Origin of the sequence: Pseudoalteromonas sp. PA2MD11 (assembly GCF_017808125.1) — a bacterium.
Classification (GTDB): domain Bacteria; phylum Pseudomonadota; class Gammaproteobacteria; order Enterobacterales; family Alteromonadaceae; genus Pseudoalteromonas; species Pseudoalteromonas simplex.
In genome coordinates this window covers 50,561-68,435 of sequence record NZ_JADKNF010000016.1, presented here as the reverse complement: position 1 = coordinate 68,435, position 17,875 = coordinate 50,561, and the positions used below count along the sequence as shown (strand labels likewise).

10 protein-coding genes are annotated in these 17,875 nt (G+C 42.4%); 5 read left to right on the top strand and 5 right to left on the bottom strand.

The annotated features are described in order from the left end of the window. Positions 1–431: 431 nt before the first annotated feature. The 4 genes from ISP07_RS16250 to ISP07_RS16235 all read left to right on the top strand — a co-directional run bounded on the left by ISP07_RS16250 (position 432) and on the right by ISP07_RS16235 (position 9,344). Positions 432–3,596: a glycosyl hydrolase family 18 protein gene (locus tag ISP07_RS16250; RefSeq protein ID WP_209328238.1), complete on the top strand. Its 3,165-nt coding sequence runs from the start codon at positions 432–434 to the stop codon at positions 3,594–3,596. Between the two features lie 52 nt (positions 3,597–3,648). Further along, positions 3,649–5,256 carry a lytic polysaccharide monooxygenase gene (locus tag ISP07_RS16245; RefSeq protein WP_209328237.1) on the top strand — a complete coding sequence of 536 codons (1,608 nt, stop codon included), beginning with the start codon at positions 3,649–3,651 and terminating at the stop codon, positions 5,254–5,256. 65 nt (positions 5,257–5,321) lie between these two features. Then, positions 5,322–7,955, top strand: coding sequence for a glycosyl hydrolase family 18 protein (locus tag ISP07_RS16240; protein WP_209328236.1), 2,634 nt, complete (start codon positions 5,322–5,324; stop codon positions 7,953–7,955). Positions 7,956–8,591: 636 nt separating this feature from the next. Further along, positions 8,592–9,344 (top strand): substrate-binding periplasmic protein, encoded by a 753-nt coding sequence (locus ISP07_RS16235; protein ID WP_138599357.1) that lies wholly within the window; start codon positions 8,592–8,594, stop codon positions 9,342–9,344. An 18-nt stretch (positions 9,345–9,362) separates the two neighbouring features. On the opposite strand, the gene ISP07_RS16230 is transcribed toward ISP07_RS16235, so the two are convergent. The 3 genes from ISP07_RS16230 to ISP07_RS16220 all read right to left on the bottom strand — a co-directional run bounded on the left by ISP07_RS16230 (position 9,363) and on the right by ISP07_RS16220 (position 12,395). Continuing rightward, positions 9,363–10,868, bottom strand: a complete 1,506-nt coding sequence (locus ISP07_RS16230; protein ID WP_209328235.1) for a T6SS phospholipase effector Tle1-like catalytic domain-containing protein — start codon at positions 10,866–10,868, stop codon at positions 9,363–9,365. A gap of 129 nt (positions 10,869–10,997) precedes the next feature. Continuing rightward, positions 10,998–11,399, bottom strand: a complete 402-nt coding sequence (locus ISP07_RS16225; protein ID WP_209328234.1) for an Hpt domain-containing protein — start codon at positions 11,397–11,399, stop codon at positions 10,998–11,000. 54 nt (positions 11,400–11,453) lie between these two features. Next, entirely contained in the window at positions 11,454–12,395 is a 942-nt protein-coding gene (locus tag ISP07_RS16220; RefSeq protein ID WP_209328233.1) for a diguanylate cyclase, read from the bottom strand. Positions 12,396–12,539: 144 nt separating this feature from the next. Here ISP07_RS16220 and ISP07_RS16215 point away from each other — a divergent pair, with 144 nt between their 5' ends. Then, a complete protein-coding gene (locus tag ISP07_RS16215) occupies positions 12,540–14,987 on the top strand; it encodes an EAL domain-containing protein (RefSeq protein ID WP_228290654.1) in 2,448 nt (815 codons plus the stop codon). Here ISP07_RS16215 and ISP07_RS16210 read toward each other — a convergent pair. Both ISP07_RS16210 and ISP07_RS16205 read right to left on the bottom strand, forming a co-directional pair. Then, positions 14,984–15,556 carry a manganese efflux pump MntP family protein gene (locus ISP07_RS16210; RefSeq protein ID WP_209328232.1) on the bottom strand — a complete coding sequence of 191 codons (573 nt, stop codon included), beginning with the start codon at positions 15,554–15,556 and terminating at the stop codon, positions 14,984–14,986. The genes ISP07_RS16215 and ISP07_RS16210 overlap by 4 nt on opposite strands. An 85-nt stretch (positions 15,557–15,641) precedes the next feature. Continuing rightward, a complete protein-coding gene (locus tag ISP07_RS16205) occupies positions 15,642–17,771 on the bottom strand; it encodes a hypothetical protein (RefSeq protein WP_209328231.1) in 2,130 nt (709 codons plus the stop codon). Positions 17,772–17,875: the final 104 nt, after the last annotated feature.

Sequence of the window (17,875 nt, the reverse complement as noted above, 5' to 3'; positions counted from 1 at the left end):
AAGCAAACACTGAGTGTTTGCTTTTTTTATGACTAAAATTCGTGTTAAGAATAAATTTCCCCCAATTTTGATAGAAATTTTTACCTGAAAACTAATTTATTCGTTATATACCAAGAATCGATACGGTAATTATTTTTGTTTTTCCTCACAAAACCACTGACTATTTGTGCGCAAACCAGATAAACCGTACTTTTGTGGTTAATTTATTGTTAATTTTGTGTTCATTTTTACTCTGTAGAATCATCCTCGTTTTTGCTTTTCAATAAAAATAATTAATTCTTTTTTAGTGTTTATATTTAAATTTTGCATCAAAAAGTGTGTTTATTTTACCTTTTATGGGTAAATGCAAGCTTGACGTAATAGTGCTTTGTGTTACTTTAAAGTTGGAATTGTAAAATAAATGTTATTTAAACTTTGGGCGGAGGGAGCGAATGAGCTCGCATAAATTAATAAAAAATGCCTTTAAACTGAGTGCGCTGTCACTAGGTTTATACGGCTTTACAGCACAGGCTGCGATTGATTGCAGCAACTTAGAAGTGTGGCAACAAGGGCAAACACATGTTGGTGGTGATCAGGTTCAAGCACAAGGTAGCGCTTATGAAGCCAAGTGGTGGACGCAAACCAACCCTGTGGAGACTTCTGGTGTCGATCAAGAGTGGCGTTTATTGGGTGTTTGTGACAGCGTTGTCAATGAAAATCAAGCACCTCAAATTAGCAGCTTAACACCCGCAGAGGGTTCTTTATTTAGTACAAGTGATAGCGCTGTCATAAGTGCGATCGCTGCTGATCCTGATGGTAGTGTGGCAAGTGTAGAGTTTTTTGTTGATGGTACTTCGCTGAGTGTTGTGACAAGCGCACCTTATTCAGCGAGCTGGCAAGCAACCCTAGGCAGCCATGTAATCAGCGCGGTCGCAACGGATGATTTAGGGTTAACCTCTACAGCGGTTGCACATTCAGTGAATGTGTCTGATGACGTTGAGCCGGTCAACCAAGCACCGGTGGCAAGCATTGAATTTAGCTCACTGCCGTCACAAGTAACGGTGGGTGACAGTGTGGTGTTTGCGCTTTCTGGCACTGATAGCGATGGTCAAGTGACTGCGTTATCGTTAACTGAAAACAGCACTGAAGTTCATCAAGCAAGTGCTGCTTCTTCAAGTTACACGTGGCAGGCTCCAGCACTTGGGCAATTTTCATTTACCTTAACGGTGACCGATAACGAAGGCGCGACGGATACACAAAGCAAAGTTGTGAATGTTGTTGAAGCAACAGAGCCAGGCACAGATTGTAAACCGCAAGGTTTATACCAAACGCCGGGTGTAAATACCCCATACTGTAGCGTGTATGATGCAAATGGCCGCGAGAAAATGGGCCCAGATCATCCACGCCGCGTTATTGGTTATTTTACGAGTTGGCGAAATGGTGCCAATGGTCAGCCAAGCTACTTAGTTAACGATATTCCTTGGGACAAGATCACCCATATCAACTATGCCTTTGCGCATGTTGATGGTAATAACAAGGTCTCGATTGGTGATCCAAATGCAGCTGGCAACCCAGCGACAAACATGACTTGGCCGGGCGTTACAGGCGCTGAAATGGATCCAAGCTTTAGTTACACAGGTCACTTTAACTTACTCAATAAATTCAAAAAACAACACCCAGATGTAAAAACCTTAATCTCTGTAGGTGGCTGGGCTGAAACCGGTGGTTATTTTGGTGAAGACGGTACTCGCGTAAACAGCGGTGGTTTCTACACGATGACAACCAATGCCGATGGTTCAGTGAACCAAGCGGGGATTGATGCCTTTGCGAAAAGTGCCGTTGAGTTTATTGAAACCTACGGTTTTGATGGTGTCGATATTGATTACGAATACCCATCGTCAATGAATGACTCAGGCCACCCTGATGATTTTCCTATCTCTAATGCTCGTCGCGCAGGTCTTAACGCCTCGTATCGTGTATTGATGCAAAAACTACGTGAAGAGCTTGATATTGCAGGTGAAAAGGCAGGTAAACATTACTTACTAACGATTGCTTCGCCATCTTCAGGTTACTTATTACGTGGCATGGAAACATTCCAAAGCGTGAAGTATCTCGACTACGTTAACATTATGTCTTATGACTTACATGGTGCATGGAATTCACATGTAGGCCATAACGCAGCCTTGTTTGATACCGGTCTTGATTCTGAATTAGCGCAATGGGGCGTTTATACCACCGCTGAGTTTGAAGGTATTGGCTACTTAAATACGGATTGGGCTGTGCGTTACTTCCGCGGCGCGGTCTCTGCAGGTCGAATTAATATTGGTATTCCATATTATACCCGTGGCTTTAAAGATGTATCCGGTGGTACTAATGGTTTATGGGGCCAAGCAGCGCTGCCAGATCAATCAAAATGTGCGAAAGGGACTGGGGTTGGTGAGAAAAACCAATGCGGTAATGGTGCACTTGGCATAGATAACTTATGGCACGATAAGAACGATGTGGGTGAAGAAATGCCAGCAGGTTCGAACCCACTATGGCATGCGAAAAATCTCGAAAACGGCATTAACCCTTCTTACCTTGAAATCTATGGTCTAACGCCAGAAACCGATGCAGATGATGTGTTAACAGGAACTTATACACGTTTTTACGATGATGTAGCAGTTGCTCCATGGCTTTGGAATGCAGAGAAAAAGGTTTTCTTATCAATTGAAGATGAGCAATCAATGGCAACCAAAGTTGATTATGTTATCAACAATGGCCTTGGTGGCATCATGTTCTGGGAGCTTGCTGGTGACTATGATTATGACTCAGCGAAAGGTGAGTACTTCATGGGCTCAAGCTTAACCACACTTGCTTACGATAAATTTAACCAAAGTGGTGTGGCTTACAACACTCATCAAGGCAATGTCGATTTCACCCTGCCAAGCGAAGCGGTTGATGTAAGCTTTACAGTGAAAGACTTCCCAATTGGTGATGATAACTACCCAATCGCACCTACATTTGCATTCACCAATAACTCAGGTATCGACTTAAGCGGCGCAAAAATCAGCTTTGATGTGCCCGTTTCTACCTCGGCAATTTTCAAATCAAATTGGAATGCACAAGAAAAGCTCGGTATGGCTGTTGAAGCGAATGGCTCTAATGCAGCTGGCGATAATATCGGCGGCTTTGAAAATGAGTTCCATCGTTTTTCAATCACCTTAGTGAATGAGTGGGGCGGTATCGAAAAGTCATTTAACACAGGTGAAACCGTTGAGGCGCAAGTTATGTACTACATGCCAATTACGGGGCCAACTAACTTCACCATTGAGAAAAATGGCAAAACCTATGCCTTCAAATACGAATACCCAATGCTACCAGATGGCACAGCTGGCAGTGGTGATACTGGCGGTGATACCGGTGGTGATACGGGTGGCGAGGGAAGCTGTAATGGTGTCGATGTAGCAAGCATCCCAGTGTATCCAAATTGGCCGCAAACTGACTGGGCTGGTAATCCAAGCCATGCTGTTGGCGGCGACCTAATGAATCACAACAACGTGATTTACGAAGCAAAGTGGTGGACGAGCACAGAGCCAGGCACATCTGCTGACTGGACGGTGAGTTGCACGCTTTAACCAACTAAGCGGAGCAAGCACTTTGCTCCGCATTTCTACAGCGAGAACAACAATGAAAGTAATGAAATCAAAGGCATTGTCTTTATCGGCAGTGGCAACCAGCATGCTGCTTGCCTGTGCATCAAGCCATGTGAATGCCCACGGATTTTTAGAAAGCCCGAAGGCTCGTCAAGCGATATGTAATGCTGATGGTGGGTACTGGTGGCCTGCTGATGGTACGGGTATTCCTAATCTTGCTTGTCGTGCAGCGTTTGCTGAAGCAGGGCATGTACAGTTTGTGCAAGACATTGAATTTTCAGCTAATACCATTGATTACACAAGCCTTGATGCAGTAAAGCAAAGCGTGCCTGATGGCCGATTATGTGCCGCAGGCGACCCTGAAAAACGCGGTATGGATTTACCTTCAGCGCATTGGCAACGCAGTGAGGTTATTCCTAATGCGAATGGCGATATTTTAGTGCGTTTTTTAGCAAGTACGCCGCATAACCCGAGTTTCTGGCAGTTTTATTTAACAAAACCGGGCTTTGATAGTGCGACTCAAGTGCTTACTTGGGACGACCTAGAGCTTGTTGAAGAGTACGGTAATCTTGATTTTAGCATTGATGCTAACAACGGCCGTTACTATGAAATGAGCGTATCTATTCCACAAGGGCGCAGTGGCGATGCCATTTTATACACGCGTTGGCAACGAGATGATGCCGGTGGCGAAGGCTTCTACAACTGTAGCGATATTAATATTGTCAGCGATGCGACCCCGACAGAGCCAACCGATTGGGCAGCAATTAGCTACTTTGTTCGTCAAGGACAAGACGCTGAGGTTGGCGGTAGAGTGTCAGCGAGGTTATTTGATGAAAATGGCCAAGAGTTACTTACTCAACAAATGCAGATCACAGCTGATAACCAAGCTAATTGGCAGGCTGAATTTGCGGCGCTGTTAAACCTTAATTACGCGCACTTAGTTAATATTGGCGTGCAAAATAGTGCTGGAGATATTGCCTTTGATGCGTCTGATTTAATGACTAATCAGGTCTTTACAACGAATGCAAATTACAGCTTTGCACTAAGCGTACAAGCGGCTCCTGATAATACCGCGCCAATTATTCATCAACCAGATGACCTTCAAGTCGAAGAAGAAAGCAGCACCGCGATACACTTACACGCCTTTGATGATCAACAAAGCACATTAACTTATAGCTGGGATGTACCTGCACCACTGAGCTTTACGGGTAGCGATGCCAACATCACGCTAAATGCCCCTGCTGTAGATGCTGATACAAGCTACACCGTAAGTGTATCGGTGTCAGATGGCGAGCTCACAAGCCAAGTAAGTTTTACCGTGACTGTGCTCAATAGCACTGTGGTCGACCCTGATCCAGTTGATCCGAGCGTGCCTGCTTGGAATAGCACAAGCCAATACAACACAGGCGATAAAGTGAGTTTCAACGGTGGAATCTACAGCGCGAAATGGTGGAACCAAGGCGCACAACCAGACAGTAGTGATGCATGGCAGCTTGAATCTGGCAGTGCATCAATCGAGTGGAACAGCGGCAAAGCCTATCAAGGCGGCGACGAAGTAACCTATCAAGGACAGCGCTATCGAGCGCAGTGGTGGACCCAAGGAGATGTACCGGGTGCCAGCCAAGTATGGACAGAAATCTAAAGTTTTGTAGTTCAAACTTTATCAATAACAGCGTAACGCTATATAAAAACAGATAAGAGAGAATCATGAATATAAAACAATTAAGCGCAGCCATTGGTGTTGCACTCTTTGCAAGTGCAGCGAATGCAGCACCTTCAACACCAACCATTATTTGGGAGCCACAAGAGTACTCATTTGTTGAGGTTGATCTTGAAGGTACAGGCTCATACAAGAGCTTGGTGAACCGCGTTGATGAAGTCACTATCAGCATTGAATGGAACGCATGGAGTGGTGACGGCGGCGACAGCTATAAAGTGTACTTCGATGATATGTTGGTTAATGAAGGGTCACTTGCAGCAGGCACTAAAAGTGGTGTTATTAGCTTCCCGTATGATAAAGCGGGTCGTCACACATTATATGTAGAACTATGTGAAGGCGGTACCACCTGTGCGCGCAGTGAAGGTAAGCCTATTGTTATTGCCGATACAGATGGCGGTCACTTAGCGCCATTGCCGATGGATTATGATCCAAACAACCAAGATATTGGCACCAAAGACGGCCTTGTTACCGGTGCCTACTTTGTTGAGTGGGGTATTTATGGTCGCGATTTCGACGTAACCAATATACCAGCGCAAAACCTAAGTCATATATTGTATGGGTTTATTCCAATTTGTGGACCTAATGACTCGTTAACAGGTGGCCCTAAAAACGCGTTAAATACTGCCTGTGCGGGTTCGCAAGATTTTGAAGTGGTGATCCACGACCCGTGGGCTGCGATTCAAAAAGCGCTACCAGGTGTTGATAGTAATGACCCAATTCGTGGTACATATTCGCAGTTAATGGCGTTAAAGCAGCGCTATCCTGATCTGAAAATCTTACCATCAGTGGGTGGTTGGACTTTATCAGACCCATTTGCCTACTTTACCGATAAAGCGAATCGCGACACGTTTGTGGCATCAATGGAAGAGTTTTTAAGAACGTGGAAGTTCTACGACGGTGTTGATATTGACTGGGAATACCCGGGTGGTCAGGGTGCTAATCCAAATTTAGGCGACCCAGTTGCTGACGGCCCTGCATACGTTGCGTTAATGCAAGAGCTACGCGCGATGCTTGATAAGCTTGAAGCCGAGACAGGTCGTGAGTATGAATTAACATCAGCGATTGGTGCAGGTTACGACAAAATTGAAGACGTTGATTATTCACAAGCTCAACAATATATGGATTACATTTTCTTAATGAGCTATGACTACTATGGTGCATGGAGCAATGTAACTGGCCATCAGGCTGCGCTTTATTGTTCATCGCATTTCCGTGTTGGTCAGTGTGATGGCACGGGTGTTGATGAAGAAGGCGTTCCATATAAAGGCCCTGCTTACACAACTGATAACGCAGTGCAAAATCTACTTGCGCAAAACGTACCATCGAAGAAAATCGTGGTAGGTGCCGCTATGTATGGCCGTGGCTGGGAAGGCGTTTATCCAGAAAATGCCACTATCGCTGATAACCCTATGACAGCACCGGGCAACGGCAAACTTAAAGGCACTACAGCGCAAGGCGTATGGGAAGATGGTGTAATTGATTATAAAGGCATCAAAACTTACATGCTGGGCGCTGCAGAAAATGGCATCAATGGGTTTGAAACAGGTTATGACGAACAAGCCGAAGCCGCTTATGTATGGAACCGCAGTAACGGTAAATTAATTACATACGATAACCGTCGTTCTGTTTTGGCAAAAGGTGCTTATGTTAATCAATATAATCTAGGTGGTCTGTTTGCATGGGAAATTGACGCTGATAATGGCGATATTCTTAACGCTATGCACGAAGCGCTTGGTGGCACAGTAACTGAGCCTAGCAATAGAGCGCCGGTTCTATCTGTATCAAGTACCGTATCTGTGAATGCGGGCGAAAGTGTATCTGTGATTGCATCAGCAACAGATGCGGATAACGATCCGCTAAGCTTTAGCTGGACAGCTGACAGCGCGTTAACAGTAAGCGGTGAAAATTCAAATACCCTTGTTATCACAGCGCCATCAGTGACTGCTGATACGCAATACACGGTTGCTGTGAGTGTGAGCGATGGTGAGGCAAGTGTAAGCCGTAACGTTACTGTTAATGTTGTAGCACCAACAACAGGCGAGAACCAAGCACCAGTGGTTGCGGCAATTGCTGATAAAACAGTGGCAGAAGAGGCGAGTGTGGACGTGGCTGTTTCGGCATCTGATGCTGATGGCGATGCTCTTTCATACAGCTGGACCGTGCCAGCAGGCTTAACGTTAGTGGGCTCTGGTGCTGATGTGAGTTTACAAGCGGGTAGCGTTGATGCAAATACTAGTTATGTTGTATCGGTTTCGGTAAGCGATGGGCAAACAGCGACTGCAGTGAGCTTTAATGTTACCGTAACAGATTCTGGCACAACAACTCCGCCAGATGGTGAAACCACATGGGATGCAGCGGCGACTTATGTTGGTGGTGATACGGTGATTTATAACGGCATAGAATACACAGCTAAATGGTGGACACAAGGTGACCGCCCTGATTTAGGCGGCCCATGGGAAGCTAGCTCACAACCAACCGACGGTAATGGTGATGTTGTATGGCAAGCTGCGGGTATCTACAACGGTGGTGACCAAGTCACTCACCAAGGTAATAAATACGAAGCGAAATGGTGGACTCAAGGAGACGAGCCAGGCGTCGCGGATGTATGGAAAGCACTTTAAGTGTAATAACCACATTTAATGCCCATCATTAAAATGTGATTTCCCTTTAAAGCAGCCGCATGGCTGCTTTTTTGTGGGGGGAAAGTGGGAAAGAGTAAAGTTAGCGAGGGGAAAGAAGCTGTCAGCTTTCAGCCTTCAGCGGTCAGATGAGCTGTAGCAGCGGCTTTATGCCGCGACAATTAAAGTGAAATATTTGAAATTTATTTCGCGGGAGGAGTATTTAAACCACTAAAATAACTTGTAGGTCGGGCTTTAGCCCGTTTATGTTAACGGTTTTGTGTCGCCATAAATGACGACCTACTCCGCCTTCAGCGGTCAGACGCGCGAAACAAGTTTCACGCCCACGGGGGAAAACATAGGCGCTGGGGTTTAGGCGCTAGGGCGTGATGTAAAAACTCTTATATGGACTCGTATCTCGTACCTCGAATCTCTTAACTTTACTCTTTCCCCTTGAAACTCGCTAACTTAAGACATTTCCCGGCTAAAGCCAGTCCTACGGGCTGCCACCTCGCATTTCGGAACTTTCCCCTTAAAACTTACTAACTTTCTGTTTCTCATTTCATACACTGATCTTTCAGGCATTATCAACCATACTTGAATAATATGATCTGTAAGTATTTAAGCTAAGGTGGATAAATGAGGTTAAGTGCGTTGTTTTTACTTACCGTTTTTGTATTTAGTAACTCGGTATTTAGCTGCGATAAAACCTTAAAAGTGGGAATTAGTCAGCAGTGGGCGCCTTATGTCTTTACGCAAAACGGTGAACTCACCGGCATTGATATCGATGTGGTCAACTTAGTACTAAATGAGGCAGGGTTTTGTGCAACATACGTCGTCATGCCTTCATCTAAACGCGGGTTTACAGAGCTTAAACACGGTAAAGTCGATTTACTACCTGCCGCAAGTTATAGCACAGAGCGTGACTCTTTTAGTTTCTTTTCAGAGCCTTACCGTAATGAAGTGATGCGCTTGTTTTGGTATCCTCATGGCCGGTTAGAGTCTTTAGACTTGCAAGGTTTGCTCGAACATCAGCAAGTTATTTTAACTAACAGCGGGAGCTACTTTGGATCTGACTTTACTCATTTAAAAGAAGAACCAAAGTATAAAGAGCTACTCGTTACTGTACCCTCTTTGCGCCAGCGGCTAGCAATGTTGGTTGCTAAGCGGGTCGATTTTTTTGTTGATGATGAATTAGCCGGTTTATATTTAATTCAAAAAAATAACCAGCAGGGGATCGAGTTGCATCCGTATATTGTCAATAATGACAGCGTTCATTTTATGCTGAGTGAAACAACCCTTTTAGCAGAAGACAGAGCAGCTATTAACTCAGCAATTATAAACAACCAGCAAGCGATAACTGAGATTATCGCTCGCTATGTTAAGCACTAAGCTAGCCTAATCACTAAATTATCCTAAACGAGTCACACGCAATTTAATTCGCCCCGCATTCGCCCCATAAAAGCGGTTTAGGTCGTTGGCAAAAGGACAAAACTCACCTGATTTAGCAATACGAATATCAGCACCCTCAGCAATTTCAAATAAATGATCGTCGTTGTTATCGATAGCACCAATTAGCGCAAACCATTGTGCGTGGGGTAAACGTCTAAACGGTTCAAGCACGGCCATTGGGATTTCTTTCACCCCAAGTTGGATATTGTCGCGGTGCCAACCTGCAGGTCCGCAACTAATGCCGTCGTCATACCAAGTTTGCTCTGGGTAAGGCGTAAATCGGTACGTGCCACCTTGCTCTAACATTAAGCCTGTGTGATTGTACTTTTCAGCGCCATACACAAACACATCTTTACTTTCGTCTATGCCCAACACCGTCATATTTTGTTTATCAAGCGCAATATGTGGGCTTAAGCCTTTAAATTTCAAGCGGGTTTCATCGCTATAAAGTACATCGTAATGAAGGCTTTTTAACGACTCCGGACGATAGCTCGTTAGGCGATTAATGCGCTCTGCTACTGTGTAATGAATGGTTGGTGCGAGCGCGCTTTGTTCGTTATCAACCAATACACAGCATTCGCGATCTACCAGTTTGAACAACGGGTTAAACCAAAAATAGTTTTGCTGATGACTAAGAGCCAGCGGATCTGGGGTAACGGTTACATCATCTTGTGCAATGAGGTTACGATGCTCTTCTGGGAGCAGAGTGTTGTAATTGATATCCGCGCTGGTAAGTAAGTTTAATGCAACGGTTTGTTCAATCAGCCACTCAATCGCATAGCGCAGACAAATGTCTGCTAAGCCATCACGATAATAGCCGCCACCCACATCAGAATGGGCGCCTGCAAACCAGATCTCTTGCACATGCGGTGCACTGTTTATAAGTGTGGGTTCAAATGCACGGCGTTTTTCATCAAGTGCCACGCAATGAAGGGCAGCTTTTATATTGCTAGCTAGTGTGTAGTTTTCAAAAATGACATGCTCAGCACCGCGGGTTGCTTTTGTTACTTTCGAAAAGCCTATTGATGCAACGGTATCGAATACACATAAGTACACATCATCACTGATAAGTGGCTCTAAACATTTGGCAAAGCGCCTAGCAAGAGCAGCACCGCGGCTAAAACCAGTTAGAAGTATCTTGTCGCCTACATTGTAATAGCTTTTAAAGTCGCCCATAGCCCGGTTTAAAATGCTGGCAACATCATCACCTCTTGGCGCAAGGGCTTGATTGAATAAACGTCGAAAGCGACTACCTTGGGTGCCTATACCTTGATAATAAAAGCTAAGTTGAGTTGGAAATGGTGTTGCGGGTTCGCTATTGAGTGCGCCGCCAAACAATAAATGAAGTTTAAGAATATTAGAAATACTGGCGTCTTCTTTGAAATGTGCGGCGCTGAATTGTTCAGCATCACGAGGCTCACTGCCTGTGCCATCAAAGTTGAAAATCAGCGTTTTAGCGGTCATAGCGTCATTCCTTTAGTGGTTTGTATAAACATACTCCCACTTTATGAAAATTTGAAGACAAAGATTCATCTAGACGAGCATTTTTGATGCTACGCTAACGTGGTTGCTAAATTAAAACTAAGTGGTTTATCAAGAGGTGTATTTTTGTAAGATTGTCAGTAATACTTGGTAGTCTTTTTTTATTTCAAATAATTTCGATTGTATCTCCTCAAAAGGGTGACGCTCATTGGCGATTAATACAATTAATTCGCTTAGGTGTTGATCTAATCTTGTAGCACCTAAATCGCCGCAGGCTCCTTTAAGTGAATAACTGGCTGATGTAGTTGTTTTAAAGTCTCTGTTCTGTATGGACTGAGATAGTGACGCTAATTTGACATGAGAACTATCTAAAAACATTTTGCTTACTCTAATGAGCAAGACCTCATTGTTCATGAGTCGGTAAAGTGCAGCTTTTTTATTCCAATGGTTCAATTCTAAACTTTCGCTTTTCGAGTTTTTTGTTTGCTGCTTCCCTGACATCTCACTGTTCATTTTTTATTTGCCTTTATAGTTATGTCATTTTGAAAAAATCTACAAAAATTTAAATTATTCACTGGTTGCGATAATACAAACGCAGCGATTTCTTCCTTGTTGTTTAGCCTGATATAGCGCTGTATCTGCACTGTTGATTAAATTTTCTGGAGTAAAATTTTTATCATCTGACAGCGTTGCGCTTCCCACGCTTATCGAGACTATTCCTGACTCTGTAGTTGGGTGTTTAATAGCTAGATTTTTAATGTTGGCCAATAGCTTATGAGCAATAAACTGTGCTCCTTGAATATCGGTATCAGGTAAAATACAGAGGAATTCTTCACCACCGTAGCGAATAGTTGTGTCTGTTGGTCGGTTAATACTATTTTTGATTTCTGTAGCTACTTTTATTAAGCAGTTGTCGCCTTGTTGATGTCCAAGCTGATCGTTGTATTGTTTAAACCAGTCTATATCGATCATCAGCACAGATAGTGCCTGACTATGACGTTTCGCAAGTAATAGATTTTGCGTCAGAGTCGTATTTAAAGAACGGCGGTTTTTTAATCCTGTTAGGCTGTCTTGTTGTGTCTGTTGTTTTAAAAGATCTGCTTGTTTCTTTAATGTCAGGTGTGCAGTCACTCTGTTTAGAAGGGTTACACCATAGACTGGCTTAGTTACAAAATCCACAGCGCCTGCTTGCCAGCATTGGTTTTGATCTTCTTGATCCATAATTGCAGTGATGAATATAACCGGAATATCTTTATAAGAAGGGTGAGCTTTTAGCTCTTTACACACATCAAGACCACTCATAGACCCTAACATGACATCTAACAATATTAGATCGGGTTTAATAGAGTCACAAACAGACATCACTTCTTCACCATAATTAATCGTGTGGGTTTTAAAATGTGATGCTAGTAGGCCTTCAATGACAGTCGCATTGATTGGCTCGTCATCGACTATCAAAATGATGGAATCATCAATCAGTTTGTTGTTATTTACTTCATTAGATTGCAAATTATCTTCTCCCTGAGTGTTGATTAAGCATAGACTGAATTTTTAGAATTTCTACAACTAAAGAATGGAAAATTGTATTTTTTATTGGCGCTACTGATGAGATAGGACTAGAGTTTTTTAGTTACATTAATTGAGGTCATAGTCTTGCTTTTTTCTCATCTAAATAATCGGCAGAGTAAAATACTCGTTGTTGATGATGAACCTACAAGTCTATTGGTGATGACTGAGGCTCTTGGTGATTTAGGTGAAGTTATTGGATGTGCGTCAGGAGTTGAAGCCTTAGGCGTAGCATTTTCATTCAGGCCCGATATTATTTTACTTGATATTGAAATGCCAAATATGAATGGCTTCGAAGTATGTAAAGCAATTAAACAAAACCCACTAACAGCCCTATCAATCGTTATTTTTGTTACCTCGCATAATGAACAAATATTTGAGTATCAGAGTTTTGAGAATGGTGGAGTTGATTTAATTCATAAGCCTGTCGACTTAAATCTATGTCGGTTGAGAATAGTAAATCATCTAAAAATGAAGCAACAGGAAGCGCAAATAAGTACTGCAAAAGATGACGTTGCGGCACTAATAGCTCAAGTTCCGGTATTTATTTCTTATTGGTCAGTGCAAGAGCTAAACCTTTTTAATAATGACATGACTTGTCAGTGGTTTGCCGTAAGTGGCAATGAGATGATTGGTCACAGAGCTAAAGATATTCTTCCTGATGATCTATACCTTGCTTTGCATAATTGTTTAGAAGAGCAAAAGCCGCAGGAAGTGTTAAATGTACCGTTTGTCGATCCGAGCGATAATATTGAGCATGTTAGGGCACAAATTAATTTACAATTTCATGAAGGACAAGCGGTAGGCGTTATATTGACGCTTACGGATATAACATCAATTAAGCGCACTAAAAAGTTATTAGCTGCTGAGTCTGAGCGATTGCGAGTAATGCTCAACTCGATTGGTGATGCGGTTATCGCAACAGATAATGAAGCCCATATTACGTTTATGAATCCCATTGCTGAAAAGCTAACGGGTTATTCAGCACAGCAGGCTCAGGCAAAACATATTGATGACGTGATGAAGTTGACTGATGCGTATTCAGGACAAAACCTAGTTAATCCTATCCTACTTGCTTTGCGAGAAAATCGTATTGTTGCTATGTCGTTAAATACCCAATTAACAGCATTAGATAACCGTGTTTATCGAGTCGAAGATTCTGCTGCGCCAATTCGTGATGATGATGGTCGTGTCAGTGGTGGGATCATCGTTTTTCACGATGTTAGTGAGTCAGTGGCAATGGCAGTTAAAATGAGTCACCTTGCTAATCATGACTTACTAACCGACTTGCCTAATCGAGTCTTGCTTTATGATAGAGTCTCCCATGCTTGCAAAGTAGCCAAGAGCAAGGAGCAACAAGTTGCTTTAATTTTAATTGATATTGATCATTTTAAATACTTGAATGACACACTTGGTCATCAACAAGGTGATTTAATAATTAAACTTGTTGCGAAGCGATTAGAATCTTTAATTGATTTAAACTACACATTAGCGCGGATCGGCGGTGATGAATTTGCGATATTAATCCCTGAAATAAAGCTAACATCAATTATTGATGTGATTGCTACTGACATCATTAATACAATGAGTGAACCATTCAAAATTGATGAACAACCTTATATTTTGTCAGTGAGTGTAGGTATTAGCATTTATCCTAGAGAATCAGTGACAGCAGAAGATATGATGACTCATGCTGATGCCGCTATGTATAAAGCGAAAGAGCAAGGACGTAATCGCTTTTGTTATTACTCAGATGATTTAGAGCATCAGTTTAAACAGCGCCAAAGTGTTGAAAAACTGATTCGTACTTCGATAGAAAACGACAAGATAGAAGTTTATTATCAACCCAAGGTCGCACTGGGTTCACAAAAAATAGTCGGTGTTGAAGCACTTGTTCGGTTACGAGATACTAATAATCAAATTATATTGCCAGTTGAATTTATTCCTTTAGCTGAAGAGACTGGACTTATTAACGCTCTTGGTGAGTCAGTTTTAAAGCAAAGTTGTTACGCAGCAAAGGAGTGGTTAGATAAAGGCTTTCGTATCAAGGTTGCTGTCAATATTTCAGCAAAGCAGTTTACGGATAAAAACTTTTGCAACTTTGTGGCGCAAACTCTCCAAATGTCGGGCTTACCGAGTGAATTGCTCGAATTAGAAGTTACAGAAAGTGCGTTAATGGAAGATTTTGAAGTAACTAAGAGCATGCTGAATGATTTAGCGGTGCTTGGCCTGACTATTGCGATTGATGATTTTGGAACGGGTTATTCCAGTCTTTCATATTTAAAGCTTTTTCCGGTCGATGTTTTAAAAGTAGATCAATCATTTGTTAGAGACATGATGGTTGATTCGCAGAGTATGGATATAGTCAAGACAATAACAAGCTTAGCTCATTCATTAAGTCTATTAATTGTTGCCGAGGGAGTAGAAGAAAAACAGCACCTAAATAAGTTGATCGATTTAGGCTGTGAACTTGGGCAGGGGTACTATTTTTATAAGCCCATGCCCAAAGAAGAGTTTGATAAGCTATTAGTTTAAGTCATGGTATGGCTGTATAGGATGCCACAGCCGATAAAAATAAGTGCAACACCGCCAATTGCTTCGGCTTTTTTGCCTACCCAGCCACTCATTACGTTACCAAGTAGCGCGCCGATGGTAACCATAATTGTGGTTGCTAGGCCTATCATGGCGGCAGCTAAGTAAATATTCACTTTCATGAAAGCAAGGCTAATACCTACTGTCATAGCATCGATACTAGTGCCAACGGCAGTTAGTAGTGTGGCAATGAAAGTTCGCTTGGTATTCGGTGCAAGTTCCTCTTCATCGTCGTCATCTTCTTTACGACTCTCAAGCAACATATGAATGCCTAAACCCACTAACAACACAAAAGCAATCCAGTGATCAAAGGCTTCAACGTAATCTGCACCGGCACTGCCAATCAGCCAGCCAACAATCGGTGCGATAGCTTCGATACAGCCAAACAATAAACCAAGCTTGATTGCACTCAGAACACGAGGGTTTTTAAGTGTACTGCCTTTGGTGATTGAAGCTGCAAAAGCATCAGTCGACATTGCAAGCGACAAAACGCTTAGCGTAATAATATTCAATTTTTGCGCCCCACAAAAAGTGGGCATTATACGCGGCTAAGCCGTAAACAGATAGGTTAATTTACGGCTCAAATAGGTAAGGAGCTTAATAAGCGCTGTACTGATAGTTATTCATTACAGTGCCATCTTTGGGTGCAAGTTTTGGCGCAAGTTTAATAAGCTCTTCATAAACATCAGGAACAAAAACTTTTAGACGCTCGGCACGACGAAAGTGGTTAGGCTCATACTGGTCAACAAGTTTTAATGCGCTTGGCATATAGTCAGCGAGGGTTTGTGTGTTATAGCTTTGCTCCAGTGCTTGGTCGAGAATATCAAGCCCAGGTTTAGAAAAGTCATGCGCAACTGCAAGGCTCATTAAAAACTTAACGGCTTCTTTTGAATGCATGCTTGCATAAAAATACATATCGTTGTTTTGCATGTCTTTTAATGAAAAATCAAAGCCGTTATCAGCTAATGTTTGCCATTGTGCTAATGGCAATTTAGTAAAAACATAAAGATTTTCAGGTGCAGTTGGAGCGACTCTGTTTTGCCAAATAGACGTCAATTGTTGAGCGTTTTCTATTGTTGCTGCAAGCAACATATTTGTCTGGTGGGTACTGAGCTTTGCTGTTTGGGTAATCGTTGCAACAGTATTAAAGTCTTTTTCGACAATTGCTTCTTTATAGGTTTGATACTGCGTTGAGGTTTGATATTTATTCTCATTTGAATGCAAGAATTGCCAATTATGAACTTGTACAGGGTCGATGGCTTGAAGGGTGTCGAGGGTTAGTAAGCCTTGTTGCGCTTCGAGCGTTTCTAATTCTTCGAGTGCTTGAGAGCGTGTTTTTATCGCTTCTAGCGAATAAATCCGCTGATCTATCGTTTCACACTCAGGAGATACTTTTTTGGCTTGCTGTTTTTGTAGTTCGTAGGCGCTGAGTGCTTTTGATATTGCAGAGTTATCTTTTTCTTTACGTTTAAATGCTAGGTTATTTGGGATTAGCTTTAAATCTATAAACTGAGAAAAAGCATCATTAGCAATTTGGTCGCCAACAAATAAAAGGCTACTCGGTAAGAATGAAGATTTAAGCATCAGTAGTCTATCGTTCGGTGTGTCGCGTACAAGCTCGCCGTGAGCTCGATAACCCTTATTTTTTAGATAACTTAGTGTTTTTATGTGTTTGCCCTCTAGTGGCTGCACTTCGCTATTTGAGCTGCCCTTTAGGTTTACAATGGCAATATCCATCGCTGTAAATACATTTGGCTGATTAGTGGGCTCAATACCTCGCTCACTTAATAACTTTAAAATTGGCACGTTAAATTCACTCACAGCGACATCTGCAAGGTTTAAATACAGTTGTTCATCCATAAAGTCATCACTCATTGCTGTAGGCGAGCCGTTTAGCTGTGCTGTTTGAGAGATGAGCGCTGTTAGGTAATCATTAGGTAAGTTGCTTTTTAAAGCCACAGCAATGTCGTTAACAGTAAACTCTTTACTAGATATCGCGTTTTCAAACTCAGTTAAACTAAGCGCATGAGCATTAACAAGAAACAAAATAGATGGTGAAATGAGCCTTGATGGGCCGATTTTAAACGGCGTTTTTAAATAGGTATTAAAATCATCGTTGTTATCCAATAGTTTGTACAATGCTGTTTTGTTTACTTGCTCAGGTAATGGCACATTAAACATCATTGAGCCAGTATTTTGACTAAGGGGTCCATCAATTGCCGTTAGTTGATTGATTGTATCTATATCAAAATAATCAATGACCTCAAGCCCTTGCCAGTTTTTTAATATGCCAACTGATAAGGCATATTGAAATTGCTGTTCTGCATTTTGTTTGATGGCGTTAATAACTAAGGTATTAAATGAACGGTAGGATATTTTCACCAGCTCTGAATAACTTAAAATATCTTCAAGGGAGTCGCCGTCTTTTAGTGCTTGTTTAATCGCTGCTTCTATTTGACTGTGATCAGCTGCAGCTTGAGTGGCTTTTAAACTTTGTTGCTTACACTGGCGTTTGGCTAGCTTGAGTTTAGCCAGCTCTGTTGCTTTGCTATTAGGCTGATTTGATGGTTTAAAGAGGCTCGTAGCCTTTTTTTGTTCAGCGACAGTAGCAGAAGATGTCGAGACTTCATTGCTTATCGCTTCGATGGGTGTGGGTTTATCTAATATCAGGTAGGCCCCACAGGCACAAAGCACTGCAAAAACGGTTAGCGAAATACCTTTTTTCATCTTCAATCCATGGATCTATCTTGCTTGAAGTGTATGACTTTGTAGAGTGATGTCAATTACCTAGGGACGAAGTGCATAAATAGCCGACAAACAACTAATTTGCC

Excerpts from the sequence above, each read along its gene's own strand:
- ISP07_RS16245 (WP_209328237.1), top strand. The coding sequence starts at position 3,649 with ATGAAAGTAATGAAATCAAAGGCATTGTCTTTATCGGCAGTGGCAACC.
- ISP07_RS16235 (WP_138599357.1), top strand. The coding sequence starts at position 8,592 with ATGAGGTTAAGTGCGTTGTTTTTACTTACCGTTTTTGTATTTAGTAAC.
- ISP07_RS16230 (WP_209328235.1), bottom strand. The coding sequence starts at position 10,868 with ATGACCGCTAAAACGCTGATTTTCAACTTTGATGGCACAGGCAGTGAG.
- ISP07_RS16205 (WP_209328231.1), bottom strand. The coding sequence starts at position 17,771 with ATGAAAAAAGGTATTTCGCTAACCGTTTTTGCAGTGCTTTGTGCCTGT.
- ISP07_RS16225 (WP_209328234.1), bottom strand. The coding sequence starts at position 11,399 with ATGAACAGTGAGATGTCAGGGAAGCAGCAAACAAAAAACTCGAAAAGC.
- ISP07_RS16240 (WP_209328236.1), top strand. The coding sequence starts at position 5,322 with ATGAATATAAAACAATTAAGCGCAGCCATTGGTGTTGCACTCTTTGCA.
- ISP07_RS16250 (WP_209328238.1), top strand. The coding sequence starts at position 432 with ATGAGCTCGCATAAATTAATAAAAAATGCCTTTAAACTGAGTGCGCTG.